Source organism: Sediminibacillus terrae (assembly GCF_009602435.1).
Lineage (GTDB): Bacteria > Bacillota > Bacilli > Bacillales > Amphibacillaceae > Sediminibacillus > Sediminibacillus terrae.
In genome coordinates this window covers 468,371-495,167 of record NZ_VZDQ01000023.1, presented here as the reverse complement: position 1 = coordinate 495,167, position 26,797 = coordinate 468,371, and the positions used below count along the sequence as shown (strand labels likewise).

Here is a 26,797-nt window from a genome sequence, read left to right as displayed (position 1 = left end):
TCCTTCTTTGGTGAGATGAAGTGGTCGGGAAACCAACTTTATCCTACCATGAAGTGAGGTTTTTTTATTACCACGCTGTAAGCTCTCCGGAACCCCTGGCATTGCCAGGGGTTTTCTAATTCATTAAAAAAAGACTGCCGGATTTTTATCCGACAGTCTGACCTTTCGTTAAAGGAAAGGAACTTCAAAATCTTATTTATTCAGGTTGTAGAAAGAATCCAGTCCGCCGTATACGCCAGTGCCAACCAATTCGTCTTCGATACGAAGAAGCTGGTTGTACTTCGCTACACGGTCTGTACGGGAAGGTGCTCCCGTTTTGATTTGGCCGGCATTCGTTGCAACGGCAATATCCGCAATCGTTGCATCCTCGGTTTCACCGGAACGGTGGGAGATAACCGCTGTGTAGCCTGCACGTTTCGCCATTTCGATAGCCTGGAATGTTTCTGTCAGTGTACCGATTTGGTTTACTTTGATCAAGATCGAGTTGCCGACACCTTGTTCGATACCTTGCTTCAAGCGAACGGTGTTGGTTACGAACAAGTCGTCACCGACAAGCTGCACTCTGTCGCCGATACGCTCTGTAAGCATGCGGTGGCCTTCCCAGTCGTTTTCATCAAGACCGTCTTCGATAGAGATGATTGGGTACTTGTTAATCATTTCTTCGAACCAGTCGATCATTTCTTCAGAAGAACGGACAACCCCTTCTCCTTTCAGGTTGTACTTGCCGTTTTCATAGAACTCAGAAGAAGCGACGTCCATTGCAAGTTTTACTTGCTCGCCAGGCTTATAGCCAGCTGCTTCGATTGCTTCAATAATCGTTTGGAAAGCTTCCTCGTTCGACTTCAAGTTCGGAGCGAATCCGCCTTCGTCACCGACACCGGTATTGTAGCCTTTCGATTTCAATACTCCTTTAAGGGAATGGAAAATTTCCGCACCCATACGCAGTGCTTCACGGAAAGTCGGAGCACCTACAGGCATGATCATGAATTCTTGAATATCGACGTTATTGTCTGCATGCTCACCGCCGTTCAGGATGTTCATCATTGGTGTTGGCAAGGTATGAGCACTGAAACCACCCAAGTATTTGTACAAAGGCTGCCCAAGGTAATCGGCTGCCGCATGGGCTACTGCCATGGAAACACCAAGAATTGCATTGGCACCTAGTTTACCTTTGTTTTCTGTTCCATCCAATTCAATCAATAGCTGATCGATGATGATTTGACGGGTAACATCCATGCCGATCAGTTCTGGTGCAATGGTTTCGTTGACATTTTCCACTGCGCGCAGGACGCCTTTTCCTAGATAGCGTTCTTTGTCACCGTCGCGAAGTTCTACCGCTTCGTGTTCTCCAGTGGAAGCACCGCTTGGTACCAATGCAGAGCCGAATGCTCCTGATTCTGTGAATACTTCTACTTCAACTGTAGGGTTGCCGCGGGAATCCAATACCTCGCGAGCATATACGTCTGTAATGTAAGGCATGTAAATCTCTCCTTTATTTTTTGATTAATGACTGACCTGTCATTTCTTTTGGTTGTTCTACATCGAGTAAGTCCAACAATGTTGGCGATAAGTCACCTAGAATGCCGCCTTCGCGGAGTTCAATCCCTTCTCTTGTGACAATCACAGGTACAGGATTGGTTGTGTGGGCTGTCATTGGTTTTCCTTCCAATGTCACCACTTCATCCGAGTTACCATGGTCGGCGGTAATGATTGCTTCGCCGCCCAGCTCGATGATTTTGTCGACAACTTTTCCGAGGCATTCATCTACAGCTTCCAACGCATCGATGGTTGGCTGCAGCATACCGGAGTGACCGACCATGTCTGGATTGGCAAAGTTCAAGAGGATGGCGTTCTGGTTCCCCTCATCCAATTCCTTCAACAAGGCATCTGTCACTTCATACGCGCTCATTTCCGGTTTCAAATCATAGGTAGCGACTTTTGGAGAATCGATAAGAATCCGTTTTTCGCCCGGGAATTCCTGTTCTCTTCCGCCGCTCATGAAAAAGGTCACGTGCGGATATTTTTCCGTTTCCGCAATGCGCAGCTGGTTCAAGTTGTTTTGCGACAATACTTCTCCGACTGTATTATCGAGGTTAACTGGCTTGTAGGCTACGAAGCCGTCGACCGTTTCGCTGAACTGGGTAAGTCCCACGAAATAAAGGTTTTTCGGATATTTGTCGCCACGTTCGAAGTCACGGAAATCTTCATTGGCAAACGTCCGGGAAATCTGGATGGCGCGGTCAGGACGGAAGTTATAAAAGATCAAGGAGTCTTCATCTTTTATCGTCCCTTTCGGTTGTCCATTCTCATCGACGATCACCGACGGCAGGACGAATTCATCATAGATTTCATTTTCATATGAGTCATCAACGACTTCATATGGTGTTTTATATTTCGGACCTTCTCCGTAAACCATGGCGTCATAGGATTTTTTCACGCGGTCCCAGCGCTTGTCACGGTCCATGGAATAATAACGGCCGGAAATCGTAGCAAATTCCCCTACACCGTATTTTTCCATGATTTCTTCGGTTTGTCTGATATATTGCTCTGCAGATTTTTGGCCCACGTCTCTTCCATCCAGGATTCCGTGAACATACACTTGCTCAAGTCCCTTGGTGGAAGCAAGCTTCAACAGACCGAATAAGTGTTCAATATGGCTGTGTACACCGCCATCAGAAAGCAAACCGAAAACATGAAGGGCCTTGTTGTTTTCCTTGGCGTGATTGACCGCGTTAACCAAGGCTTCATTCTCGAAAAAGTCGCCTTCTTTGATCGATTTATTGACCCGTGTCAGGCTTTGATAAACAACCCTGCCGGCACCGATGTTCAGGTGTCCGACCTCGGAGTTGCCCATTTGTCCTTCTGGAAGACCGACAGCTTCTCCCGACGCATTCAACTGTGTATGCGGATATTTATTAAAATAACGGTCGAAGTTCGGCATGTTCGCCTGTTTGACAGCGTTCCCTTTCACTTCGTCCCGGATGCCGAAACCATCCAGGATAATTAACGCCGCTAGTTTATCTTGTTTCATTTGGCACCAGCCTCCGCTAATTGAACAAATGAATCAGCTTCCAGGCTTGCTCCTCCGACAAGTGCGCCATCGATATCAGACTGTGACAATAGTTCATCGACATTGGCTGGTTTTACACTGCCGCCGTATTGTAGTCTGATCGCTTCGCCCGCTTCTTCGGAAGAAAATTGTTTTACAACGTTGCGGATATGAGCGCACACTTCATTTGCCTGCTCCGAAGTGGCTGTTTTTCCTGTGCCGATAGCCCAGATTGGCTCATAAGCTATGATCGAAGCTTTAACTTGCTCTTCTGTCAAACCGGACAAAGCCTTTTTCACTTGCGCTTCAACATGACTCATTGTTTCATTATTTTCACGCTGTTCAAGCGTTTCACCGACACAAATAATCGGAGTAAGACCATGATTAAATGCCGCGTGGGTTTTCTTGTTCACAGTTTCGTCTGTTTCTGCGAAGTATTCCCGGCGTTCCGAGTGACCCAGTACCACATGTGTCACACCCAAATCTTTCAGCATGACAGGGCTGACCTCGCCAGTGAAAGCACCGTTGTCTTCATAATGCATGTTTTGTGCTGCTACTTTCAAGTCCGATCCCTTCGCTTTTTCCACTAAAACAGGAAGAAAAGGGAATGGTGCGCAAACGATTGATTCAGCCTTATCTCCGCTAGGGATTCTAGTTTTTGTTTCTTCCACGAATTGTTCGGCTTCTGACAGGACTTTGTTCATTTTCCAGTTACCAGCAATTACATTTTTACGCATAAGAATCACCTCTCCTGTTATTTATCGCTAAGTGCATCGACGCCTGGCAAAACCTTGCCTTCCATGAACTCCAGGGAAGCTCCGCCGCCAGTGGACACATGGTCCATTTGCTCAGCATATCCGAATTTTTCTACAGCAGCAGCTGAATCTCCTCCGCCGATGACCGTGTAACCTTCTGTTTCAGCCATAGCTTTGGCAACGGCCTTCGTACCATTCGCATAGATATCCAACTCAAATACTCCCATTGGTCCATTCCAAATCACAAGTTTGGAGTCTGAAACAATCTCGCTGTACTTTTCTCTTGTCTTAGGACCGATATCCAACGCTTCCCAATCAGCAGGAATATTCTCGATATCGACGATTTGCGTATTCGCATCGTTGGAGAAGTCATCCCCCACTACGACATCGACCGGCATAATGAAGTTCACGCCATTGTCTTCTGCTTTCTTCATGAATTGTTTTGCCAAATCGATTTTATCTTCTTCCAGCAAAGACTTTCCGATTTCATAGCCGCGGGCTTTGATGAAAGTATAAGCAAGTCCGCCGCCAATGATCAGATTATCGACTTTATCGAGCAAATGATCGATAACTCCGATTTTATCTTTTACCTTGGCACCACCGATAATCGCCGTGAACGGGCGCTCAGGATTAGACAATGCTTTGCCCAGCACGTTTAGTTCTTTCTCCATCAACAATCCTGCTGCAGAAGGCAAATGTTCGGCAATTCCTGCAGTCGATGCATGGGCTCTGTGGGCTGCTCCAAATGCATCGTTGACATAAACATCCGCCATGTCTGCAAATGCTTTGGAAAGTTCTGGGGCATTTTTTTCTTCACCTGGATGGAAACGGACGTTTTCGATCAACAATACATCGCCGTTTTTCATTTCGGATAATGCTTGATCGACTTCGCTTCCGTATACCTCGTCTGTTTTTGTCACCGTTTTGCCGAGTAGATCGCTCAAACGTTTCGCAACGGCATCCAAACGAAGCTCTTCTACCACTTCGCCTTTTGGTCTGCCCAAGTGGCTGGCAAGTATTACTTGTGCCCCCTGTTCAACCAGTTTTCCGATTGTCGGCAGTGCAGCTTTGATTCGTGTATCATCACTGACTTCGCCATCGCTCATCGGAACGTTGAAGTCCACTCTGCAAAAGACCTTTTTTCCTTTTACATCAAGATCGGCAATTGTCTTTTTATCCATGCTGTTTCAGCCTCCTTACCTGTAATAGCTCCACATACTATCATTCCCGTATGTAGGTTCCTGTTAACCGGGAACCTTTAAATTCATACGAAAACCACGCAAGGGAGGAGGACAAATCCCCCTCCCTGCTGGTCATTCGTTCATGTTATTCGTGTTTTTGCAGGGATTAAAGGCCTTGTTTTTTAAGGAAAACAGCCAAGTCTACACAACGTGTAGAGTATCCCATTTCGTTGTCATACCAAGTAACGACTTTCACCATGTTATCTTCAAGCACCATAGTAGACAGGCCATCTGCGATAGAAGAATGGGTGTTGCCTACGATGTCAGAAGAAACAAGCGGCAGTTCACTGTATTCCAGGATGCCTTTCAAGTCGCCTTCTGCAGCTTCGCGAAGTGCTGCATTTACATCGTCAGCTGTTACGTTTTTATCCAGTTCAACAACCAAGTCCACAATAGAACCGTCTGGAGTTGGAACACGCATAGCCATACCGTTCAATTTGCCTTCCAGTTCAGGAAGAACTTTGGCTACAGCTTTTGCTGCACCAGTAGTGGTAGGAATGATGTTTTGTGCAGCAGCACGTGCACGACGGTAGTCTTTATGCGGCAAATCAAGGATTTGCTGGTCATTTGTATAAGAGTGAACAGTTGTCATCAGGCCGCGCTTGATACCGAATTTTTCATGAAGCACTTTAGCTGCTGGAGCCAAAGAGTTTGTTGTACAAGACGCGTTAGAAATGACATGATGGCTTGCTGCATCGTACTTGTCTTCGTTAACACCCATAACCAATGTGAGGTCTTCGTTTTTAGCAGGTGCAGAGATAACCACTTTTTTCGCACCAGCGTCCAGATGTTTTTTCGCATCGTCACGGTTTGTGAAGATACCAGTAGATTCGATTACTACTTCTACGCCCAAATCTCCCCAACCAAGGTTAGCTGGATCGCGTTCAGACTTAACGATGATTTCTTTTCCTGCTACAACAAGGTTAGCACCGTTTACAGAAACCTCTTCTTCAAGGATTCCGTGTACAGAGTCATATTTCAAAAGATGTGCAAGCATGTTTGCATCTGTAAGGTCGTTTACTGCAACTACCTCTACTTCGTCATTTTTCAATGCTTGACGGAATACGTTACGACCGATACGGCCAAAACCATTAATACCTACTTTTACTGCCATTTGTTATTCCTCCTTATTTTTCCTATATATTTAAAGGGATTACTCCCTTATTAACTCTTTTGCCGCCCCTTCATCGGTGACAAGGACGTTGCTTTTTCCCTGCTGGAAGTAAGACATGATCGCCTTCGCCTTTGAAGTGCCTCCAGCAACAGCGACGACACACTGGGAACTGAATAAATCTTCCAGCTGCAGACCGACAGTCCTTACTTTGTGGATGACTTCCCCGGTTTTGTTGAAATAATAGCCGAATGCTTCACTGACCGCATTGCCGGTCTTGATCTTCTGTAAAACCTCTTCCGAAGTCTTCCTCCGCTCGGCCATCGTCATCGCATCGCCAATACCATGAATGACGACATCTGCCTGTCTGATCAATTGAAGAATTTCTTTGACGGATGGCTCTCCGATAATCGATTGATAGGATTCTTCACTCAAGGGATCGGGCACATGGAGCAGCCTGTATTCCCCATTGGCTTTATTTGCCATCTCCGCACAAATCGTGTTCGCTTGATTTTCCACACGCTCTCCCAAACCGCCTCGGGCAGGAACGAACATGCAGTTTTTTGCATTCTCAAGAGGGTTCATCATCTCGGCGACTGCAGCCATCGACGTTCCACCTGTCACAGCAATGGTTTGATTGTTTTCCAGAATCGACCGCAAAAACCCGATTGCGGCTTTTCCCATTTCTTGTTTTACCCAATCAACCTCATCACTATTACCAGGAACCACAATAACATGGTCTACGTGTAATTTATCCTTTACACTTTGTTCTAAAACACTAAAGCCGGACACTTCCTTCATGAATTCCCCGAGCTGCTCCAATATGTTGGTGCCTTCTGTGGTCAACAGCATGCCCTTTGCCGTGATATCGAGAAAGCCGTTGCTGTTCAAGAAGTCGACTTCACTCCTGACCAGCCGTTCTCCCATTTCGATATTATCAGCCAGGCTTCTGCGGCCGATCGGCCCCATCAATTGTATGTAGTGCAAAATCTTGTACCTGCGCTGCATAACTTCCAACACATCAGGGAATAATTTTTTCTGAAGGTCGATTAATGCTCTCATGTTATTACTCCTTTTTTTCACCAGTTAATACTAACCGGGTTAAAAATGTCCCTGGTAGGCGTATTATGTCCCGCAGACTCCAAAAAAATTCCTCTTACAAATTTCATTGTATCAGAACCGTCAAAATCCGACAACTAAAAGCAATCCTATTTTAAAAAATCACTCACGCTCGCCCACTCGATTTGCCCGTAGTCTGCTTCCTGCCCATCGATTTCCACTACTGGGATCATCAACTGATACTTTTCCAACAGCTCGTCATCGCTATAAATATCGACTTCTTTCAGATCATAGCCGTACTGACCCTGAAATGCGAGCAGAAGATCTCTGGCCTCCTCACATAAGGGACAATTCGGCTTCGAATATAAAACCACTTTTTTCATGTTATTCCCTCCACTCTTCTATTGTGCCATATCTTATTAAAATAAAACAGCAGGAAGCTACTATGTGTAAGACGCTATTTACTCCGTAGAAAGCGCAAGCTGGTTTGAAAACTCCGGGAAATTCGATCGGATAGATGAAACCGAGGAATTCATCCAAGCGTATAAGAGGTACACAGAATTACAAACAAAACGATTGGAAATTCACTATGCAATTGAATCTACTTGAACATGATAAATCGATTCCTTTCAAAAGAGGTGCCAGGATGAACAGAAAAATGGGAGAATACTACATAGACGGATTTACTGTGGAATACTCGATTGTCGGCCAGGGTCGACCTGTGCTCGTTTTTCATGGAGGGCATTCCAATTGCCAGGAAGAATTCGGATACGAAGCGTTGGTCGATAGTGGTTTCTCCGTGATTACGCCTTCAAGAGCAGGATATGGAACAACTTCTCCGGAAATAGGCACCAGCTTATCCACTGCCTGCTATTACTATGCAAAACTTTTAGATCATTTGAATATCAATAACGCGCATGTCATTGCCATATCTGCCGGCGGTCCCACCGGCATTTACTTTGCCGCACATTTTTCCGGACACACCCGCTCCCTCGTCCTGCAATCTGCCGTTACGCAGGAATGGCTGACGCCCAAGGATATCGAATACAAAGCGGCGAACGTGTTATTCCATCCGAAAACCGAAAAATACACGTGGAAACTATTATCTTCCTTCAGTAATACTTTTCCGAACTTTATGTTCAAGCAAATGCTCCCTTCCTTCAGCAAGCTATCATACAAGGAAGTCAAGGATAAAATGGGAGAAAACGATGTGGAAGCTATCCGGAAAATGAATAACAGACAGCGGTCAGGCTATGGTTTCGAAATAGACTTACAACAGATAAACGAGCTGTCGGTTCGGGATTTACATGCTGTCTCCTGTCCTACATTGATCATGCACAGTAAACATGATCGTTCGGTGTCTCTGGATCATGCCTACTTTGCTAAGGAAAACATTCCAATGGCTGAACTTCAGCTACTTGACGCATGGGGCCATTTGATTTGGCTTGGTGAGTCGGACGGAGAAACAGATAGAATGGTGATTGCTTTCTTAAAGCAAGGCAGGGTCTGTTGAAATTCAATAAAGTAAAAGGCGCCAATCGATGCATGATTAGCACCTGATCATTTCCTCTTGCATATATGATTGTACTGCCCTGTCACTGCGCAAGCTCTTTCCATAGGTTCCAAGGATAGGTGTTTGGCGGCAAGGATGTTGCCTTCATTTCTTCTTTTTTAGTAGGATGGTTGAACGCAAGTGATTGAGACCATAAGGCGATTTGCTGGCCTGGACGGTTGACGTCCTCCCCATACTTTTGGTCCCCATAGAGTGGACGATTTCGAGAGGAAAGCTGTACACGTATTTGGTGTGGTCTGCCCGTATGCAGTTTTATCGAAAGAAGGGATAATCCTTTCTTTTCACTGATTACGTCATACTCCAACACTGCCTTTTTGGCTTTTTCATGATCCGAAGAGCTCGTATATACTTGGTTTTTACGTGTGTCTTTTACCAAGTAATCCTCTAGTACATTGTGTTTTTTCGGCATTTTTCCCCGCACTACTGCCAAATAGCTTTTATCAATCGTCTTGCGCCGCATCATATCAGACAGACGCGAGGCCGCTTTTGATGTCTTGGCAAACACCATCGCCCCACCGACAGGTCGATCCAAGCGGTGAACGAGCCCAAGGTACACGTTGCCTGGCTTTTGGTATCGATATTTTATATCTTCTTTTAGAAGCGAGAGTAAATCTTTGTCTTTCGATTGGTCCTCTTGTACTGGAATATTAACTGGCTTTTCGATACAAAGCAGGTGGTTGTCCTCGTAAATTATTGGTATATCCATTTTTTATTTACTCCTAACTAATTAACTATAAAAAATGGTAACATACAACCATCTATCGATAAACCACCCGCATGGCAAGCATATTATGGAATCTGTATAAGCCTTAACACAAAAATGTTCCACAAAGTCTTTCTCTTTCTATTAAATGGGCTGCACAAGCCCAAGCTGGATAAAAGATGACTGTTCATACCAGAGAGTGAATTTTAAATGTACTTATTTCGCTTTTTCAAAAATAAAGCTGCATAACCAATAAAGGAAGCTCCTATAAATACGGCCGGATAACTTAATAGACCAGCGAAAACCCCGGAAACAACCGATCCTATTGCTTGACCGAGGGCCAGTAATAAAAAGGGGATACCTACCCCCAATGAGGGATTGGACTTAAATACAGAAATGCCCCACGCTATCAAAACACCTGTCATAAAAATATATGAGCTGCCAAAGAGGGCTGGTGATATAAACCCAATCATCCTATTATCTACAAATGCCCCTAGTAACAGTGACGAGGTTGAAAGAGCCAATACAGAAATCCTGTATGCAGTTACTAAACTAAACCTATTTATAACTGCACCTGCTGTTCCTCCCAACAATCCTGAAAATCCAATAACGACCCACAACCACTCACCGATATAATCAGGAACACTTCCGGTCTGCAAGATGAAATCTCTTGAAAACGTCCAATAGGCTGCACAGGATATTCCTAATACCAGAGACGCGACAATTAACGGGATGGACCTTCTCCACTCTTCTTTCGAGAAATGGAATGTCTCGTTTTCTTGTACATTTTGTTCTTTTGGCAGCACTTTGTAATTAGCGAATACTACTGCTATGGCAATGACCACAAATATCAAATACGTTTCTCTCCAATTATCTGCCATGACAATGGCAATAGCCCCTGTTAGAGCTGTTCCAATACTGGTCCCTGAATTGATCCAAGAGTTCGTCTGATTCTGTAATCTTCTTTCTACACTTTTGTCCACAATGGCAGCGTAGGGAGGAGATGAAAAGCCCGAACTTAATCCTGCCAAAAATATGCCCAGACTTAGAATGCCAGGGTTCAAAGCGACAGAGATAATACCCAAACCAATGATCGAAAACAGTCCGGCAAGAAGAAGAATGAATTTTGAAGAAAGCTTATTAGAAAATACCATCGCCAATACTATTGCGATACAGTAAGCGATGTAGGAAAACGAAGAAATGACTCCGCTGGTACGTTGCTCCATGTTAATGGTTTCGCTAATATAGGGCAGCATTAAACCGTAACTAAATCTGGATAAACCATATGTTACCGCAATCATAGGCAACCCTGCCATAATCAACTTCTTTTCATTCATCTCGGATACCCCTCCCCTTTTATATATAACGTTCATTATAATAAATAACCAAAAAAACAGGGACATTTTAGTGTGCCATTGTTCATTCGTCCCCTCTAATTGCTACTATTCATTTGCCCTGATCTGTAAATTCTTCACTAAATCGATTGCTGCCTCTTTCACTTCATCCACTTCCTGTATTTGGGCCATTGATGTTATCCCCTCCAATATAATGGATAACTGAACACCGAAGGATCCAGGAACATTAAATGGTTTTATATCATTTTGAATCCGGTTTAGCAGTGTTTTTTTGTGTTCCCTGCTTAGCGAAGCAATCTCCTCATTTATGCCTTCATATTCCTGCTTTGCTCTTAAAAACAAGCAACCGTTAGTGCCCTCTGCTTCTATCCAGTCCATATGAGCCTGAATCAGGGACATGACGTAAGATTCTAAACTTTCCCTTTTATTAAGTTTCTCTCCCATCAATTCAAAATAATGATTCTCTCTTCGGACTAATATTTCCTTAATGACATCTTCCTTCGATTTGAAATGATAATACATCGTCATTGGTGCGACTCCTGCCTGCTCCAATATAGCCTTTACACCGATCGAATGAAAACCGTGCTGATAAAATAACTCTTCAGCCGTATTTAATATCGCTTCTTTTTTCTTTGACTTTTTCATATGAAATCCCCTTTTTATATTGAACGGTCATTATGATGATAACACTTATTTTTTGTTTTGCAAAAGGGTTTAGAGAAAGAAAAAAAGCATGAGTCTTAGCATGTAAAGACCCATGTGCTTTTTAAAACTATATTACTTTTTCTCCAACCACGTCACACACTCCACATGTGTCTGGGCAGTAAGAAGATACAAATACGCAATTAATATGAATTTTGCGTAAAGTTATCCTCCTTTAGTAAGAGGGGCGTGTTTGTGCTTTGCCTTTTCATTTTTATTGTTGCCTATATTTTCTGGTATAAAATCAGATTCTTTTCCTGTTCTATACAATTTGGTTATATGCAAACTCACGTGAGTTATTGCGAAATTCAGTTGGAGTCATGCCCTTTTTAACAGTAAATTGCTTTATAAAATACGAGTCATACTCAAATCCCACAGCACATGCAATTTCGTTCAAGCTCATACCTGTATGAGTCAGAAGATTCTCGGCAATCTTTAAGCGATATAATAATAAATATCCCTTAGCAGTACATCCATATAAATCCTGAAACTTTTTATTTAGTGATATTCTATTCAAATGAGCACATTTTGTTAAATCTTCTAAACTTATTTTATCGGGATAGTTAGTGTGTATATATTCTAAAACAAGGCCAACAGGTGATTGTTCGCTGTGGTTGTTCAACTCTTCAAGCAACCCTAAAATTTGTATTAAATACTTTTTTATTCTGCACACCCAAAGTGAATCGCTCTGAGCATTCACTTCTGTTCCTATAACAAAAAACCACTCAAATAATTTAGGATAGACTTTCTCGGTAGCAGTATATACTCCCGTATGAGTATTATCCCTTTTAAATAGCGAAAGGCCCGTTTCTATTTTTAAACCGGTTGACATATACCCCTCAGTTTCAGAAAAATGTGCCGTATTAAAAAAATCAGGATGGAAAGAAAATGACTGTGATGATACATTGTTTCTTTCTAAGACTTGTATTTTATCATCCATAGACAAACAAAGAATACTTGGAGCAACAATTTTCATAGGGAAGTGGTTCAATTGCAACTTAACACATCCGCTTGTAATAAAAATTATAGTGAAACGCTCCTTATAAGGTAAGTTACTAAAACTTTCTTTTGCAACGAATTCTATATATACAGTTCTATTCTTATGGCGGTCTTTTTGCGGAATAATTATCCCCCCCCATTAACAAATAGTATAGTTTAAAGCTACATTTTTACCATCGTATCAAATATTTTTTATAGTATATACTATTATCAATCCTAAGTTATAAATCTTACACGACTTATATGAAAGGAGAATCACAATGTCTATTGAACGCTTCAATATCAATATATCTGACGAAGTCCTTAATGATTTAAAATACAGACTGGAACATATCCGATGGCCTGATCAGTTGGAAGGGGACGGTTGGGAAAGAGGTACTGATATAAATTATTTACAATCGTTGGTTTCTTACTGGCGTCACCAATTTGATTGGCGCGCACAAGAGGCTGAATTAAATCGATTTTCCCAATTTAAATGTAATGTGGAGGGAATAGATATTCACTTTGTGCACGAACACGGTAAAGGTCCTAATCCTATGCCAATCATCCTCACTCATGGATGGCCTGACAGTTACATACGCTACAAAAAGATTATCCCTCTACTTACTGATCCAGCCAGTTACGGCGGCAAGGCGGAAGATTCTTTTGATGTAATTGTTCCTTCACTACCCGGATTCGGTTTTTCCAGCAGCCCAAAACATAGTGGAGTCAACAATTATTATGTTTCTGAGCTTTGGGCAATACTAATGACCGAAGAACTTGGCTATAGTAAATTCGCTGCTGCTGGAGGGGATATTGGTTCAGGTGTTACAAGATATCTGGCATTAAATCATCCAGAAATCCTAACAGGAATCCACCTAACAGATATCGGGATCATTAGAAATCTCATGGCTTCACATGACGATGCAGAACTTTCAGAAGAAGAATTGCAATACAAGAAAAATACCCCAACATGGATTTCCAATGAGGGAGCTTATATGGCTATTCAGTCCACAAAACCCCAGACTCTTGCATACGGCCTTTCTGACTCACCAGTAGGGTTGGCTGCCTGGATTATTGAGAAATTCCGTGGGTGGAGCGATTGTAATGGTGATCTACAGAAAAGATATAGTATGGATGAACTACTCACTAATATAATGATCTATTGGGTTACTAATACTATAGGATCATCAATAAATACGTATTATGAAAACACCCATTCCTTACCGCCAATGGGGCGTATAGACGTTCCAACAGGTTTAGCACTTTTCCCTGCTGATATATTATTACCACCTAAGGAATGGGTGCACCGCAATCTGAATATCACCCGTTTTACCACAATGCCCAACGGCGGACATTTTACTGCCATGGAGGAACCTGAAATTTTCGCCGAAGAAATTAAGGCTTTCTTTAGACCATATAGAAGCAAAAACAATAGGTTATAATAATATATGAAGTATACACCATTAGTGAAAAGTTTAAATGATTTTTCACTAGGTGTTTTATAGATTACTTTATAATCTTTTCAATTATACTTCATCCTTTCCGAGCAGAGTGCTATAGTCTCATGGTAAATGTTCATGGCAAATATTTCAATTCTGCTAGGTATAGTAATTCCGGCATGCACAATAAACTTAATGCAAAACCCAAACCTTAACCCCTTAAGCAAAATTTCCTCAAACTTATTAGTCTGAGGAAACATAACACACACTTAAATACTTACTTAAAACCCTTCAAAGCCTTTGATATAAGGCTATTTGCGTTCTATCAACACAACCGTCTCAACATGCACCGTCTGCGGAAACATATCCACGGGCTGGATACCTTTCACCTCATACCCGTTCTTGGTCAAATAGTTCAGATCCCGTACCTGCGTCTCCGGATTACAGGACACATAAATGACACGCTTCGGCTTCAGTTTCACCACACTGGACAAGAACGCTTCATCACTTCCGCTTCGAGGCGGGTCCATGATGACGACATCCGCTTTCTCACCGCGCGCTGCCATCTGTACCATGAATTCACCAGCATCGCTTTGATAGAAACGGGCATTTTTCACGCCATTGCGCTTGGAGTTATGGATGGCGTCTCGAACCGCATCCTTATTCAGCTCCACCCCTATGACCTTGCCTGCTTTTTGGCTGGCAATCAGACCAATCGTACCGATACCGCAGTAGGCATCGATTACCGTTTCTTTTCCGGACAATTTCGCCATCTCAATGGCTTTTGCATATAGCTTTTCCGTCTGAACAGGGTTGATTTGATAGAAGGATTTAGCGGAAATATCAAACTTCAGTCCACACAAGGTGTCTGTTATCGTCCCTTTTCCGAACAGTACTTTTTCCTGGTCACCTAAAACCATGCTCGTCTTCCGGTTATTCACGTTCATGAGGATGGTTGTGATTTCTGGGTGGGCCTTCCTGAGTGCTTTGACAAAATTATTCTTTCCCTTGAATACAGGGGAAGCTACAACCAACACCACCATGATCTCCCCGCTCACCTTGCCGACCTTTACCAGTACGTGGCGCAGGAAGCCTTGTCCAGTATCTTCATTATATGGCTGGATTTTAAAAGATTTCATCATCCCCTTGATGGTTTGCCAAATTTCGTCCGCTTTCGGATCGTGAATGAGACACCGATCCATCGAAATAAGCCGGTGACTATTCTGGGCGTAAAGTCCGCCAATAATTTGTCGATCCTTATTCAAACCGAATGTCGTATGACTTTTGTTCCGATAATCATAGGGATGGTCCATGGATAAAATGGGTGCTGGTTTACCGAACGGTTTCATCAATTTATCTATCGTTTCCTGTTTGAAATGCATTTGCGCGCGGTCGTTCATATGCTGCAGTTGACATCCCCCGCACTCGTAATAATAAGAACAGGCTGGGTCGACCCGGTTTTCGGACCGAGTTATTACTCGTTTCAGTTCCGCAGCAATGTTTTTCCCACTGGTGGACACCGTTATTTCAGCCGTTTCGCCAGGTAGTAGATGCTCTACCTCCAGCTGTTTACCTTCCCAATGGACAATCCCTTTTCCATTATTGGTGAGCCCTGTACAGTTCACCTTTACGGTTACACTTTTCTTGTTACCTGGACGCTTGCTTTTATGCGGGTTCTTGCCTTGTGATTTATTTCGTGTGGCCACTTTTGAATGCTTTTTTGAGTGAGCTTTAGTCGATGAATTGTGTTTTGTTGTCGATCTATTATCTCCACTATGCTTACGTTTTTTCATAGGCACTTCCCATCTTTCTTCTTGTGACACTCCATTATAAACCACCAAATGACAACAGTAAAACCCACACCTAAAAAAGCTCACAACCAAATACTGGGTTGGGTAGTCCTTCTTCTGCTAATTAATATTCTTCTTTGAATAGATCAGCCATCGTGGCAAACAATCGCTTCACCTTATGTTTACAGTTTTAGACAGTGTAAGGAAGTTCGGTTTACATTTTCCTTGTAAACATTTTCGGGCTTCTCTTATATAATCATTAAAAAACACCGATTCTATTGCCATCAATAGAATCGGTGTTTCTCTGTATCAGATGATTATTTCCGCAAGATTTTCTCCATCGTTTTTCCCTTTGCTAATTCATCGATCAGTTTATCCAAATAGCGGATTTCCTGCATTGTTGGTTCTTCGATGTCTTCCACTCGCACCCCGCAGATTACGCCTTTAATTAACGTTCGCGACGGATTCATCCCGGGAGCTTCCGCGAAGAAGGTCTCAAAGTCTGTTTGTTTTTCCAGCTGTGCTTCTAACCCTTCCTGGGTATATCCAGTCAACCAACGGATGATTTCATCCACTTCCGTTTTCGTGCGTCCTTTTTTCTCCGCTTTCTTTATATAATGGGGATACACACTTGCGAAACTCATGGTATAAATCTTATGTTTCGGCATGATTCACCTCCTCGTATGTAGATTTTTCCTCTATAATATCATGAAAAGTAGTTGGGAACATGTAACCCTGGAATTATTCCCTATTTCCCATTAAAACCAAAAAAGTGTACTAATCAAGGGGTTTTTCGTATGAATGTAGAAAGAGCAAACCAGAGAGGTTTATTTTTGAGAAATGAAAGGAAATACCGTTATACCTTTTTTTAAAAACTTGCTTATGAATAGAAACGTTTAACGGGTTGGTGTCCATTGCACTTTCTTCACCACGGCAGCCACTTAGAATAAAAAATTCGCACCATTTATCTTAGGAGGCAGACGATGAGGTTGGCAGGGTTAGTTTTGGTTATACTTGCCGCTATATGCTGGGGCATTAGTGGGGGAATTGCCGATATTTTAATGAACAAGGGCTGGGACCCTATTGTGATCTCCCTATACCGGGGAGGTGTTGGGTTTATATGTTTTTTGACGTGGTTTCTCTTTCGTTTTAGACAAAATTGGACATCCTCTGCTCGGTTATACCTGTGGTCCCTATTGGCAGGAGTTGGTGTTGCCGGAAATTTCACTTTATATTTTTTAAGCATCCAAGCTTCCAGTATTGCTGTTGCAGCTACTTTAATGTACACTGCACCCGTTTTCGTTCTTTTAATTTCCTTTTTATTACGAATAGAACGTTCAACCTGGTTTAAATGGGGATGCATTTTTGGCGTGCTTATAGGAATTACCCTGCTTACAGGCGCCTACAACACCGATTCAATTTCAGTGAGTTTTCTGGGAGCGGCTGCTGGTCTTGCTGCTGGCCTTGCCTATGCATTGTTTATATTCGGATTCAAAAATGCCTCCTCCATCGGCAAACCACAGACAACGTTAACCGTCGCCTTTTTTTCTTTTGTTCTCATCCTTTTGCTTCTTGCAGACAAGGGGGAAGCAGCTGCCGCGTTAACATCAAATGATGTAGGATGGTTTCTTCTTTTAGGTTTGGTGGGTGCAGGAATTTCATTTATATTGTATATCTTTGGCATTCGATGGACCGCCCCGACAACAGCTTCGATGGTAGCCATGGTGGAGCCAGTTACAGCATCATTATTTGGCGTTCTGCTTCTCAATGATCATTTGACTGTTATCCAAATTCTCGGAATGGTGCTCATACTGGTTACTATCACTGTCCTCAGTGTGAAGCAGTCAGACTGAGAATCTTCCAGTGCGGCAAATCCTGATTCTGGAAAAGTTCTTCTCTGTAGAAGATCTGCGATGAGCCCATCCTGTATAGACACGCCCTACTGTACGCATGTCTCCAAAAGCAACTGTATAAATTGGCAAAATCTGAACCAAGGAAAATCAGGCTTATTGAATGGTTCTGGAATTATTCATGCTTTTTTTCTGCAGTACTCTCTAAAGTCCTAGAAACCAGCCCCAGGACAGCGATGTATATATAAAAATACCGGTAGATGGGCATCGCAGTGGATCTCATAATAGATTTTCTTGTTATATTGAGAGTAATAGGTCCTGAACAAACTTTCTCCTTCCTCTCAATAATCTAACTAAAAAAAGAGGGCACTCTTATTCAAATAGCGCCTTTGATCAGGAGTAGCGATTCTCTTCAGATTATATCGTGTAAATCACTCGATGTATTAGTTGCTCTAACTCAGCATAAAATTGCACTCGGTCGTTCCCAAGAAAATATTTCGTCCCATTTAAACCGATAAATCCAATGATAAAAACTCTGGCAGTTGTTGTTCATGCTTATCGAGCATAATCTGTTCTGGCTTGATGCCCTGCTCACGAAGTAATTCAATATTCTGTACAAGGAACTCGTCACTGCCAACAACATAGAAAAGACCGTCCTTGTCTGCAGCAAGAGTTTTCACTTTTTCATAGTATTCTTTACGGTTGTCGACGAACTCTGCTGTGAACTTCTTGTCAGGTGCCGATTCAAATAGATTGGTGAATAAGAAATCATTTGATGATTCGATATTCAAGGAATGGATTTGATTGATTTTGTCAGCACGTTCGAAATAATCCAGTACAAGCGGTCTGAAAGTGGCCAGGCCGACACCTGATGACAGTAAATAAACACTTTTGTCTTCTCTTTTAAGTGGAACATTTGAATGGGTTTTAAATATTGCAACTTCATTGCCAATTTCAAGATTCCTTAAAAGCGATTTAAACTCAGAACACTGCTCCCTGATGCGTGTAGTAATACCGATAGTATTTTCGTCCGGCAAAGTAGAAATTGACATATGGCGGATCAGGCTGCGGTTGGGTTTATCCCCGGCATTGAAACCTTCCAGTGCGAAGTGGGTATGGGAACCTTCTTCCCATATAAAACCTTCCGGACGGTTGAGCAGAAAAGTTTTAACCTCCGGCGTTTCCTCGATTATATCATTAATTTTAGTCCAGTATATTTGCATCGGATACTCTCCTCACTGAATTATTGGTATCGTTCGTTACTATCTAATATACACTAATTGATAACAATTCTCAATTAATTTAGTTGAATATTTTAAAGTTCCTAGCGTTTTTGAACATCTCTTGCTTCAATCATTCATCGTTTCAAACTCGTATTTATTCAATATCGCTTTCTAATGCTTTGTTGATATGAAGTTTACTAACACCCTGGAATAGTCACCCTATAGTCTAGCCCCTCTTATAATAAAGGCCAAAAAAATAGTGGATAATATCAACCATATTATCCACTATTCATATTTACCTTTTTTCTTCAAACACTTTTGCTAGTGATCAACCGATAAAGAGATTTTTACATATCGATAAACGGAAGCTTAAATCAATATCGGAACAGTGTCCGCAATCTCCCGACCAGCTCCTGCCAATCTAAAGAAGTTACAGATTTTACCGGCTTGCAGTAATTTCTCAAGCTCTCCTTCAGTAGCAGAAACCAGGTAGGCGTTGTTGTCAGCCTGCTTGCCTTTCCAACGCTGTTTGACAGCAGCAGTTTTCGGTATGGAGGGGGCCGTCGCCAACCAATCCTGTAATCGATTCGAATCTTCTGCCAAAATCGACGCATCAATTGATCGGTTTCTGTTGTCGGACTCCTTATACAATTGGACGAAATCTTCCAAAATGGCACTTGCAGTAGGCAATGCACCGGCCCCTGGTCCCTGTAATTTTAAATTCCCGGCTAAGTCGCCTTGAATGGATACTGCATTATCTACTCCCGACACCTCATATAACGGATGACCTTCCGGAACAGCCATCGGCTCTACGCGAAGCTGTGCCTTCTCCTCCTTAACCTGGAGACTGGCGATATGCTTGATCCTCCAACCGGCCGTTTCGACAACCTGGATGTCGGCAAGCGTGATACCACGAATGCCGCGTCTTGATACTTGCGTCCAATCAGGCTGTTTACCTAGCAGTAACTCGCACAAAATCATCAGCTTATAAAAAGCATCCCACCCATCCACATCATTTCCTGGATCTGCTTCTGCATATCCGTGCTTTTGGGCAGAATGTAACGCTGCTTGAAAGCCTACTTGGTTTTCTGCAATTTCCGTAAGGATGTAATTGGATGTTCCGTTCAAAATAGCTTCCACGTTCGAAACTTCATTTACCTGTAATAGTTGCTGCAGTGTCCCTATTATCGGGACTCCTCCTGCAACGGCTGCTTCAAATTTGAGTTGGGCATGCCCCTTAGCTGCCGTTTCCCTTAATGATTGCCCTTCATGAGCAAGGAGCTCTTTATTGGCAGTCACCACATGGATCCCTTTTTCTAAGGCACGGCTTAAATAACCGGCTCCAGGTTCAATGCCGTTGATCGCTTCGATGATCACGTCGATCTCCGGAATGGCAAGCAACTCTTCAAACGAAGAGGTTACCAAAATCCCATCGGCGATATTCCGGTGTTTTGTCTCATCCTGGATCAATACCCCGACGATTTCCACCTTTTTTCCTATTAATCTTTCGAACTTGCTACGTCGGGATTGAATAGTCTGGTAAACACTGCTGCCAACTGTCCCAAAACCCAGCAATGCCACTTTGATTGTCGTCATAGTTCTCCTCCTGTTCCTTGTTAAGAGGTTGCGCCAACCTTGTCGAGCTCCCGCTGCTTCAATTCCCGACGCAAGATTTTGCCGCTTATCTTTGTTTTCGGTAATTCTTCGACTACTTCTATTTCCCGCGGGGCTGCATGTGCCGCCAAGTTTGTTTTGACAAAGACGCGCAGCTCCTCAAGCAGCTCAGATGTTTCTTCGTATCCCGAACGCAGGGTGATAAACGCTTTTACCAGCTCACCGCGCAGCGGATCAGGCTTACCGATCACTCCCGCTTCTGCCACTGCAGGATGTTCGATCAACTTGCTTTCCACTTCGAAGGGACCGATTCGCTCACCGGCCGAATTGATCATGTCATCGCTTCTGCCCTGGAAAAAGATATAGCCATCTTCATCCTGTACCGCCAGATCGCCGGAGACATACCAGCCTTCATATAGAAAATAGGAAGCAAATTTATCCTTGTTTCCCCAAATTTCTTTCATCAGCCCTGGCCACGGCGTTTTCACTGCTAACTGACCGATTGTTCCAGCCGGGAGTTCTTTTCCGCTTTCGTCCAAAATTCCGACGGTAATTCCAGGGAAGGCACGCCCCATCGACCCTGGTTTTATCGGTTCTGATGGAAGATTGACAATCAAATGCCCCCCCGTTTCGGTCATCCACCACGTGTCATGAATCCGCAGTGATAAGTTGTCCCACGCCCAATTGATGACTTCGGGATTCAAGGGCTCTCCGACGCTTAAAATATGACGAAGCGACTCCAGGTTATATTGTTTATATAACTCCCCCTGTGCCATCAGCATGCGAAAAGCGGTAGGTGCACTATACCAAATCGTGACGCCGAAGTCTGCGATGATCTGATACCAGTTTTCCGCCCGAAAACGGCCCGCCTGGATGACAACAGCCGCCCGGTTCAGCCATGGTGCGAACAAACCATATACACTGCCTGTAACCCAGCCAGGATGGGAGGTACACCAATATACATCGTTTTCCTGGATATCCAATACCCAGCGCCCTGATTGAAAGTGATGGACGACAGCTCTATGCGCATGCAGCACCCCCTTTGGCTTTCCTGTCGATCCACTTGTATAGTGAATCAACATGCCGTCCTCCGGATTGACCCATTCGACCAGTTCTTCTTCCGTCACAGCCTCTGGTTTGGCTGCTTCGATTCGATCGACCAGCAAGATCGTTTGTAAGCTGGGGATTTCCGTTTGAGGAACCCGCTGGATTAGCTGGTCGTCCGTAATCAAGACGGTGCCTCCACAGTCATTCATCCGGTCTTTTACTGCCTCTTCCATAAATGCTTCAAACAACGGACCGGCAATCGCACCTATTTTGATGATGGCCAGGATGGAAAAGTAACAAGCCGGGGTTTTGGGAAGGAAGACAAATACACGATCCCCTTTGCCGACTCCCTGTTCCTTCAATACCCGGGCATAGTGATCCGTTTTTTCTTTTACCTCGGCGAACGTGAAGCTCTCGTTGTATGCTTCCTGGACAAAATATAAAGCAGTCTTGTTGCCATACCCTTCGGCAACGTGACGGTCGATCGTTTCATAAGCTGCATTCCAGTTGCCGGTTTTGGATAAGTTTAGCTGTTCTGCGGCTTGTTCCCAGGAGAATTCCGCAGCCACACGACGATAGTCTGTTAAATTGTGTTTGCCTTTATCGGCTTCAAGTATTTTCACATCATTTCCTGTCATGTTGTACCTCCTCTATGTATCCAGCTTGGTCAAGCTGTATCTGTTGTTAAGTCCAAGCTGGCGAGAATTTCCGCCTTATAAGCAGCCTGCTCACTGCTTCCTCTTTCTCTCGGTCTTGGCTCTGTAATCGTGATTTCTCGTTCCACCTTGCCCGGCTGTCCCCTAAGCACGATGATCCGATCGCATAAATAGGCAGCTTCATCCACATCGTGGGTCACCAGGACCATTGTCGATTGATAACTCCTCCACACTTCAAGCAGTAAATCCTGCAGCTGCATTTTGGTAAACGCATCGAGAGCACTGAACGGTTCATCCAGCAGCAAAATTTCCGGTGAGGTGGCCAGAGCACGTGCAATTGCCACACGCTGTGCCATTCCGCCTGAAAGTTGCTTTGGATACAATTTTTCACTGTCGGCAAGTCCGACACTTTCCAAGTAACGGCCTGCCTTTTTTTTCTTTTCCTCTCTGTTTCCCTCAAGGCCGAAGGTGACATTGTCGAGAACATTCAGCCAAGGCAGCAAACGTGGCTCCTGGAACATAAACCCAGTCGTCTTCTGTATGTCGTCCACTTTCTTATTATTGATTTCGATCAAGCCGTCAAATTCGGTATCCAGTCCGGAGATGGCACGCAACAGGGTGCTTTTACCGCAGCCGCTGGTTCCGAGAAGACCGATGATTTCACCAGGTTCCGCTCGGAAGGAAACATCCTGGACAGCTGCTTTTCCTGCAAACGTCCTTCCCACTCTTTCTAATTGAAGACTCACCGCTTTACCTCCTTACGATTTTGCAGCCCGATCCTGCCAATGCAATGTCCGGGTCTCCAGTTTTTTCAGTACCCAGTCCGACAGCTTTCCGATTACTGCGAACAAGACAATACTCGCTATAATGGTTTCCGGAGCTAGTGTATTCTGGCCGACTACCAGCAAATACCCAAGCCCCTGGCTCGCACCCATCAATTCCGCTGCCACGACAAACATCCAGCCCAATCCAAGCCCACTGCGCAATCCGACCAAAAAGGAAGGCAAGGCTGCCGGAAGAATAATCCTTCGCACCAGCTGAAATGTATTCAATCCATACATTTTCCCAACCTCGATTAATTTTCGGTCGACGCCGCTTATGCCACTGACAATATTCAAATAAACCGGAAAGAAGACGCCGACTGCAATCATGGCGATCTTCGACGGCTCGCCGATTCCCATCCATAAAATGAACAGTGGAACCCAGGCTAGGGAAGGGATGGAACGAAAGGCTTGGATCAGCGGATCGAATAGCGCTTCGGCATGTTTATAAAATCCGACCAACGAACCGAGCACGACGGCTGCTGCCGTTCCTAACAGAAAGCCCATCAACACCCGGTAGAAGGTGATGCCGACATGTCCCCAGAGTGTGCCATCTTCCGCCATCCCGACAATTGTCTCTAAAATGACGGACGGGGCAGGAAGCTGATAGGCTGGAAAGACTTCCGAACGGCTTAACAATTCCCAAACCACCACCAACAAAGCCGGAAAAATGCTCCCCAATAACAAGGGATGGGTGAACGGACTTTTCGGTTTGATTGTCGATGGCTGGCTTTTGCTTCCCGTTGTGAAGACACCGCTCACTTCACTTTGATTTTTGGCCATGTCTGGTCCTCCTCTCTGACTTTTTTACTCCGATATTGTTTCTTCCGCGAAAGATGGATCGATTAGTTCGTCTGTCAATTCCTCGATATTGGCTTCCGGATCAATCGTTTCGCTTTCCTGCAGCACTTTTCCGGCCTCAATCAAAGCGTCACGATGTACTTCGCCGGGAACAGGTTCGGAAAAATCGTTTCTTTCCAGCTGTTTGATCGCGACCTCTTCTTTAATCTCCGCTTCTTCTGCCAATAACTCGGCAGCTTCCTCCGGATTATCCTGAACCCACTTCCTCGCTTTTTCGTACACCTTGATGACCCGATCAACGTATTCCGGATGTTTTTCCGCAAACTCCTCGCGGACATTCAGGAAACCATACGTATTAAAGTCGGGATTCCGGTAAAAAAGCTCTGCATCCGATTCGAGTTCCAATCGAGCCATGTGCGGGTCAAGCCCGGACCATGCGTCCACCTGTCCGGACGTCAAGGCAGATGCCCCATCGCCGTGCTGCAGGTTGACGATTTCCAACTCATCTGCTGGAACTCCTTCTGCTTCAAGAGCACGCAAGAGGAAAATGTATGGATCCGTCCCAAGTGTGGCCGCCACCTTTTTTCCCTTCAAGTCTTCAAGACTGGAAATTCCGGAACCTTTCGAGGTGACCAATGCAGTCCACTCCGGTTTTGAATAAATATACACATTCTTGATCGGCGCTCCGTTTGCTTTCGACATCAACGCTGCAGCGCCGGCAGTCGATCCAAAATCGACACTGTCACTGTTCAAAAATTCCAGCGCTTTGTTGCTGCCTTGACTTAGTGCCCATTCTATCTCGATCCCTTCTTCTTCAAACTCTTCCTCTGCCCAGCCGAACTTTTTCAACACCAGGCTGGTCGGTGAATAGTACGCATAGTCAAGCCGTATCTTATCCGGCGCTCCTTCAGAGCTTGCGCTCGATGAACAGCCGGCAGTGACGATAATAATCACCGTCAGAGCTGTCAGAGCCAAAAAACTTCTTAAATCTATCAGTGGTATGCGATCCATGGTTATCCTCCTCGTCGTTGGTATCCGTCTTATATTTCACAAGCATAAGTCGTAATTGTTCCTCGCAGGCGTTGTGCCTCTTTATACGTACAGCGGTTATGAACCACTTGGAGTCCAGCATTTCTCGCTATTTCGGCAGCTTCATCGGATACCACTCCTTCTTGAAGCCAGAAAATTTTTGGCCGGACCTCCGCTGCTTCGCGTGCGATTCCGATTGCAGCTTCCGGACTTCTGAATACCTGGACAATATCGATCGGTTCCGGAATGCTTTTCAAATCTGGGTACGCCTTTTCACCTAAAATCTCCGTTTCCCGCGGATTCACCGGGATGATTTTATAGCCAAGCCGCTGCATTTTTCTGGCAAGACGGTGGCTCGGCCTTGCCTCTTTACCACTCAACCCGACAATCGCCAATGTTTTTTGACGTTGGCGCTCTTCCCCATCGGATTCGACACGTTCTGTCGGGGACTGCAATGCCCAGCGGATTACTCCCTCATCGTTGATGACTATTTCTGGTCCGCTCTCCTTTTGTTGCCCAGTCGCTTTTGCCAATGCTGCATCCAAATCGTTGATCAAATCTCTCACCGACTCGATCCCCACCGACAACCGGACGAGCTCCGCTTTGACCCCCGTCGCTTCCAGTTCCTCCGGGGACAGCTGCTGGTGGGTCGTCGAAGCCGGATGGATGATCAACGATTTGGCATCCCCGACATTGGCTAGATGCGACCATAAAGCGACATTGTTTATCAACGTTCGGCCGGCCTCTTTGCCGCCTTTGATGCCGAAGTTGACAATCGAACCGTATCCATGCCGCAAGGTTTCACTCGCTTGCTGGTGGGACGGGTGCTCCTCCAATCCTGGATAGGACACCCAGTCCACTGCCGGATGGTCCTTTAAGTAACGGGCAAGCTCCAGCGCATTCTGGTTATGCCGTTCGACGCGCAGATGCAAAGTTTCCAGGCCTTGCAGCAGCAAAAAGGCGTTGAAAGGACTCAGCGAAGCTCCGAAATCACGCAGCAGCTGCACCCTTACTTTAGTGCTGAACGCCAATGTTCCGAAATCCACTGCATAGCGGATGCCATTGTAGCTCGGATCCGGGTCCGTAAACTGCGGGTATTTTTCCGAATTCCAATCAAATCTTCCACCATCGACGATCACCCCGCCAATCGAAGTGCCATGCCCTCCAATCCATTTGGTTGCTGAGTGGATCACGATATCGGCTCCTAATGTGATTGGTTTGCATAAGTGCGGCGTGGCAAAGGTATTGTCAATGATCAGCGGCAATCCATTTTCGTGGGCAATTTCCGCGACTTTTTCGACATCGAGCACATGCAAGCTTGGATTCCCGATGATTTCTCCATAAACCGCTTTGGTTTTATCCGTAATCGCCTTGCGGAAATTTTCAGGATCGGTCGGATCGACAAAGTTGACCTTGATGCCATAACGCGGCAGGGTGGTCGAGAACAAATTGTACGTACCGCCGTATAAGTTGGTGGCAGCTACGATTTCATCCCCTGCACTGGCCAGGTTAAGAATCGATAATGTGATAGCTGCCATACCAGAAGCTACACCGACTGCTGCAACTCCTTCCTCCAATAAAGCCAGGCGTTTTTCAAAAACGTCGACTGTCGGGTTGCCCAATCGAGAATAAATATTTCCAGGTTCATCCAGAGCGAACAAGCGCTCTGCGTGTTCTGTATCGTGAAACACATAAGAAGTAGTTTGATAAATCGGGACAGCACGCGACCCTGTTGTCGGATCCGGTGATTGGCCGCCATGAAGTGATAACGTTTCTAAATCGTAAGTATTTGCCATGTTTCTTTTCCTCCCGTAACTCTTTTTTTCAATTAAAATAAAAAGTCCTCTTCCTAAGAAGAGGACTGTTCATACAATCTCTCCTCTTATCTGTCAGGATCTCTCCTGCAGGAATTAGCACCTTTCAAGTCAATTCGACTTGAAGGTTGCCGGGCTTCATCGGGCCAGTCCCTCAGCCTCTCTGGATAAGAGTGCTTATTAA

General features: G+C 44.5%; 23 protein-coding genes and 1 riboswitch. Of the genes, 3 read left to right on the top strand and 20 right to left on the bottom strand.

Features of this window, described 5'->3' with window-relative positions; translation table 11 throughout:
* Nucleotides 1-192 precede the first annotated feature (192 nt).
* The 7 genes from eno to F6X55_RS11335 form a co-directional block, all read right to left on the bottom strand.
* Nucleotides 193-1,479 (bottom strand): phosphopyruvate hydratase, encoded by a 1,287-nt coding sequence (gene eno / locus F6X55_RS11365; RefSeq protein WP_026569485.1) that lies wholly within the window; start codon nucleotides 1,477-1,479, stop codon nucleotides 193-195.
* Between the two features lie 13 nt (nucleotides 1,480-1,492).
* Nucleotides 1,493-3,031 carry a 2,3-bisphosphoglycerate-independent phosphoglycerate mutase gene (gene gpmI / locus F6X55_RS11360; protein WP_026569484.1) on the bottom strand — a complete coding sequence of 513 codons (1,539 nt, stop codon included), beginning with the start codon at nucleotides 3,029-3,031 and terminating at the stop codon, nucleotides 1,493-1,495.
* Nucleotides 3,028-3,786 (bottom strand): triose-phosphate isomerase, encoded by a 759-nt coding sequence (tpiA, locus tag F6X55_RS11355; RefSeq protein WP_153463309.1) that lies wholly within the window; start codon nucleotides 3,784-3,786, stop codon nucleotides 3,028-3,030. The genes gpmI and tpiA overlap by 4 nt, the downstream gene beginning before the upstream one ends.
* Nucleotides 3,787-3,803: 17 nt before the next feature.
* On the bottom strand, nucleotides 3,804-4,985 hold the full coding sequence (locus tag F6X55_RS11350) for a phosphoglycerate kinase (protein WP_153463307.1): 1,182 nt from the start codon (nucleotides 4,983-4,985) through the stop codon (nucleotides 3,804-3,806).
* A gap of 166 nt (nucleotides 4,986-5,151) precedes the next feature.
* Nucleotides 5,152-6,159: a type I glyceraldehyde-3-phosphate dehydrogenase gene (gap, locus tag F6X55_RS11345; protein ID WP_026569481.1), complete on the bottom strand. Its 1,008-nt coding sequence runs from the start codon at nucleotides 6,157-6,159 to the stop codon at nucleotides 5,152-5,154.
* Nucleotides 6,160-6,198: 39 nt separating this feature from the next.
* Complete coding sequence (locus F6X55_RS11340; protein WP_026569480.1) at nucleotides 6,199-7,218, bottom strand: sugar-binding transcriptional regulator; 1,020 nt, start codon at nucleotides 7,216-7,218, stop codon at nucleotides 6,199-6,201.
* A 146-nt stretch (nucleotides 7,219-7,364) separates the two neighbouring features.
* The gene (locus F6X55_RS11335) at nucleotides 7,365-7,598 is read right to left on the bottom strand and encodes a glutaredoxin family protein (RefSeq protein ID WP_153463305.1); all 234 of its coding nucleotides are present in this window, start codon (nucleotides 7,596-7,598) and stop codon (nucleotides 7,365-7,367) included.
* A 263-nt stretch (nucleotides 7,599-7,861) separates the two neighbouring features.
* Between F6X55_RS11335 and F6X55_RS11330 the strand changes: the two genes are divergently transcribed.
* On the top strand, nucleotides 7,862-8,728 hold the full coding sequence (locus F6X55_RS11330) for an alpha/beta fold hydrolase (protein WP_153463303.1): 867 nt from the start codon (nucleotides 7,862-7,864) through the stop codon (nucleotides 8,726-8,728).
* An 82-nt stretch (nucleotides 8,729-8,810) separates the two neighbouring features.
* Here the strand turns inward: F6X55_RS11330 and F6X55_RS11325 are convergent, their stop codons facing one another.
* The 4 genes from F6X55_RS11325 to F6X55_RS11310 form a co-directional block, all read right to left on the bottom strand.
* Nucleotides 8,811-9,494 carry an RluA family pseudouridine synthase gene (locus F6X55_RS11325; RefSeq protein ID WP_026772316.1) on the bottom strand — a complete coding sequence of 228 codons (684 nt, stop codon included), beginning with the start codon at nucleotides 9,492-9,494 and terminating at the stop codon, nucleotides 8,811-8,813.
* A 203-nt stretch (nucleotides 9,495-9,697) separates the two neighbouring features.
* Entirely contained in the window at nucleotides 9,698-10,828 is a 1,131-nt protein-coding gene (locus tag F6X55_RS11320) for an MFS transporter (protein ID WP_153463301.1), read from the bottom strand.
* Nucleotides 10,829-10,933: 105 nt separating this feature from the next.
* Entirely contained in the window at nucleotides 10,934-11,491 is a 558-nt protein-coding gene (locus F6X55_RS11315) for a TetR/AcrR family transcriptional regulator (protein WP_026569474.1), read from the bottom strand.
* A 319-nt stretch (nucleotides 11,492-11,810) separates the two neighbouring features.
* Nucleotides 11,811-12,545 carry a helix-turn-helix domain-containing protein gene (locus tag F6X55_RS11310; protein WP_237648645.1) on the bottom strand — a complete coding sequence of 245 codons (735 nt, stop codon included), beginning with the start codon at nucleotides 12,543-12,545 and terminating at the stop codon, nucleotides 11,811-11,813.
* 262 nt (nucleotides 12,546-12,807) lie between these two features.
* Here F6X55_RS11310 and F6X55_RS11305 point away from each other — a divergent pair, with 262 nt between their 5' ends.
* Nucleotides 12,808-13,971, top strand: a complete 1,164-nt coding sequence (locus tag F6X55_RS11305) for an epoxide hydrolase family protein (RefSeq protein WP_153463297.1) — start codon at nucleotides 12,808-12,810, stop codon at nucleotides 13,969-13,971.
* 308 nt (nucleotides 13,972-14,279) lie between these two features.
* Here F6X55_RS11305 and rlmD read toward each other — a convergent pair whose 3' ends face one another.
* Nucleotides 14,280-15,761 carry a 23S rRNA (uracil(1939)-C(5))-methyltransferase RlmD gene (gene rlmD, locus F6X55_RS11300; RefSeq protein ID WP_153463295.1) on the bottom strand — a complete coding sequence of 494 codons (1,482 nt, stop codon included), beginning with the start codon at nucleotides 15,759-15,761 and terminating at the stop codon, nucleotides 14,280-14,282.
* 314 nt (nucleotides 15,762-16,075) lie between these two features.
* Nucleotides 16,076-16,426: a DUF2200 domain-containing protein gene (locus tag F6X55_RS11295; protein WP_026572079.1), complete on the bottom strand. Its 351-nt coding sequence runs from the start codon at nucleotides 16,424-16,426 to the stop codon at nucleotides 16,076-16,078.
* 315 nt (nucleotides 16,427-16,741) lie between these two features.
* On the opposite strand from F6X55_RS11295, the gene F6X55_RS11290 reads away from it, so the two are divergent.
* Nucleotides 16,742-17,611 (top strand): DMT family transporter, encoded by an 870-nt coding sequence (locus F6X55_RS11290; RefSeq protein ID WP_153463293.1) that lies wholly within the window; start codon nucleotides 16,742-16,744, stop codon nucleotides 17,609-17,611.
* Between the two features lie 503 nt (nucleotides 17,612-18,114).
* On the opposite strand, the gene F6X55_RS11285 is transcribed toward F6X55_RS11290, so the two are convergent.
* From F6X55_RS11285 to F6X55_RS11255, 7 genes are all read right to left on the bottom strand, one after another.
* Nucleotides 18,115-18,831, bottom strand: coding sequence for a ferredoxin reductase domain-containing protein (locus tag F6X55_RS11285; RefSeq protein WP_153463291.1), 717 nt, complete (start codon nucleotides 18,829-18,831; stop codon nucleotides 18,115-18,117).
* 369 nt (nucleotides 18,832-19,200) lie between these two features.
* Complete coding sequence (locus tag F6X55_RS11280) at nucleotides 19,201-20,427, bottom strand: homoserine dehydrogenase (RefSeq protein ID WP_153463289.1); 1,227 nt, start codon at nucleotides 20,425-20,427, stop codon at nucleotides 19,201-19,203.
* Between the two features lie 20 nt (nucleotides 20,428-20,447).
* Nucleotides 20,448-22,130: an acetate--CoA ligase gene (gene acsA / locus F6X55_RS11275; RefSeq protein ID WP_153463287.1), complete on the bottom strand. Its 1,683-nt coding sequence runs from the start codon at nucleotides 22,128-22,130 to the stop codon at nucleotides 20,448-20,450.
* Nucleotides 22,131-22,159: 29 nt separating this feature from the next.
* On the bottom strand, nucleotides 22,160-22,894 hold the full coding sequence (locus F6X55_RS11270) for an ABC transporter ATP-binding protein (protein WP_153463285.1): 735 nt from the start codon (nucleotides 22,892-22,894) through the stop codon (nucleotides 22,160-22,162).
* A gap of 12 nt (nucleotides 22,895-22,906) precedes the next feature.
* Nucleotides 22,907-23,752: an ABC transporter permease gene (locus F6X55_RS11265; protein WP_026570901.1), complete on the bottom strand. Its 846-nt coding sequence runs from the start codon at nucleotides 23,750-23,752 to the stop codon at nucleotides 22,907-22,909.
* A gap of 24 nt (nucleotides 23,753-23,776) precedes the next feature.
* Complete coding sequence (locus tag F6X55_RS11260) at nucleotides 23,777-24,781, bottom strand: aliphatic sulfonate ABC transporter substrate-binding protein (protein ID WP_153463283.1); 1,005 nt, start codon at nucleotides 24,779-24,781, stop codon at nucleotides 23,777-23,779.
* Nucleotides 24,782-24,810: 29 nt separating this feature from the next.
* Nucleotides 24,811-26,595, bottom strand: coding sequence for a PLP-dependent aspartate aminotransferase family protein (locus tag F6X55_RS11255; RefSeq protein WP_153463281.1), 1,785 nt, complete (start codon nucleotides 26,593-26,595; stop codon nucleotides 24,811-24,813).
* Between the two features lie 83 nt (nucleotides 26,596-26,678).
* Nucleotides 26,679-26,787: riboswitch (SAM riboswitch) on the bottom strand.
* Between the last annotated feature and the right edge of the window lie 10 nt (nucleotides 26,788-26,797).

What these genes read in the sequence shown, in the direction of transcription:
- eno (WP_026569485.1), bottom strand. Translation starts at nt 1,479, where the DNA reads ATGCCTTACATTACAGACGTATATGCTCGCGAGGTATTGGATTCCCGC.
- gpmI (WP_026569484.1), bottom strand. Translation starts at nt 3,031, where the DNA reads ATGAAACAAGATAAACTAGCGGCGTTAATTATCCTGGATGGTTTCGGC.
- tpiA (WP_153463309.1), bottom strand. Translation starts at nt 3,786, where the DNA reads ATGCGTAAAAATGTAATTGCTGGTAACTGGAAAATGAACAAAGTCCTG.
- F6X55_RS11350 (WP_153463307.1), bottom strand. Translation starts at nt 4,985, where the DNA reads ATGGATAAAAAGACAATTGCCGATCTTGATGTAAAAGGAAAAAAGGTC.
- gap (WP_026569481.1), bottom strand. Translation starts at nt 6,159, where the DNA reads ATGGCAGTAAAAGTAGGTATTAATGGTTTTGGCCGTATCGGTCGTAAC.
- F6X55_RS11340 (WP_026569480.1), bottom strand. Translation starts at nt 7,218, where the DNA reads ATGAGAGCATTAATCGACCTTCAGAAAAAATTATTCCCTGATGTGTTG.
- F6X55_RS11335 (WP_153463305.1), bottom strand. Translation starts at nt 7,598, where the DNA reads ATGAAAAAAGTGGTTTTATATTCGAAGCCGAATTGTCCCTTATGTGAG.
- F6X55_RS11330 (WP_153463303.1), top strand. Translation starts at nt 7,862, where the DNA reads ATGAACAGAAAAATGGGAGAATACTACATAGACGGATTTACTGTGGAA.
- F6X55_RS11325 (WP_026772316.1), bottom strand. Translation starts at nt 9,494, where the DNA reads ATGGATATACCAATAATTTACGAGGACAACCACCTGCTTTGTATCGAA.
- F6X55_RS11320 (WP_153463301.1), bottom strand. Translation starts at nt 10,828, where the DNA reads ATGAATGAAAAGAAGTTGATTATGGCAGGGTTGCCTATGATTGCGGTA.
- F6X55_RS11315 (WP_026569474.1), bottom strand. Translation starts at nt 11,491, where the DNA reads ATGAAAAAGTCAAAGAAAAAAGAAGCGATATTAAATACGGCTGAAGAG.
- F6X55_RS11305 (WP_153463297.1), top strand. Translation starts at nt 12,808, where the DNA reads ATGTCTATTGAACGCTTCAATATCAATATATCTGACGAAGTCCTTAAT.
- rlmD (WP_153463295.1), bottom strand. Translation starts at nt 15,761, where the DNA reads ATGAAAAAACGTAAGCATAGTGGAGATAATAGATCGACAACAAAACAC.
- F6X55_RS11295 (WP_026572079.1), bottom strand. Translation starts at nt 16,426, where the DNA reads ATGCCGAAACATAAGATTTATACCATGAGTTTCGCAAGTGTGTATCCC.
- F6X55_RS11290 (WP_153463293.1), top strand. Translation starts at nt 16,742, where the DNA reads ATGAGGTTGGCAGGGTTAGTTTTGGTTATACTTGCCGCTATATGCTGG.
- F6X55_RS11285 (WP_153463291.1), bottom strand. Translation starts at nt 18,831, where the DNA reads ATGCAAATATACTGGACTAAAATTAATGATATAATCGAGGAAACGCCG.
- F6X55_RS11280 (WP_153463289.1), bottom strand. Translation starts at nt 20,427, where the DNA reads ATGACGACAATCAAAGTGGCATTGCTGGGTTTTGGGACAGTTGGCAGC.
- acsA (WP_153463287.1), bottom strand. Translation starts at nt 22,130, where the DNA reads ATGACAGGAAATGATGTGAAAATACTTGAAGCCGATAAAGGCAAACAC.
- F6X55_RS11265 (WP_026570901.1), bottom strand. Translation starts at nt 23,752, where the DNA reads ATGGCCAAAAATCAAAGTGAAGTGAGCGGTGTCTTCACAACGGGAAGC.
- F6X55_RS11260 (WP_153463283.1), bottom strand. Translation starts at nt 24,781, where the DNA reads ATGGATCGCATACCACTGATAGATTTAAGAAGTTTTTTGGCTCTGACA.
- F6X55_RS11255 (WP_153463281.1), bottom strand. Translation starts at nt 26,595, where the DNA reads ATGGCAAATACTTACGATTTAGAAACGTTATCACTTCATGGCGGCCAA.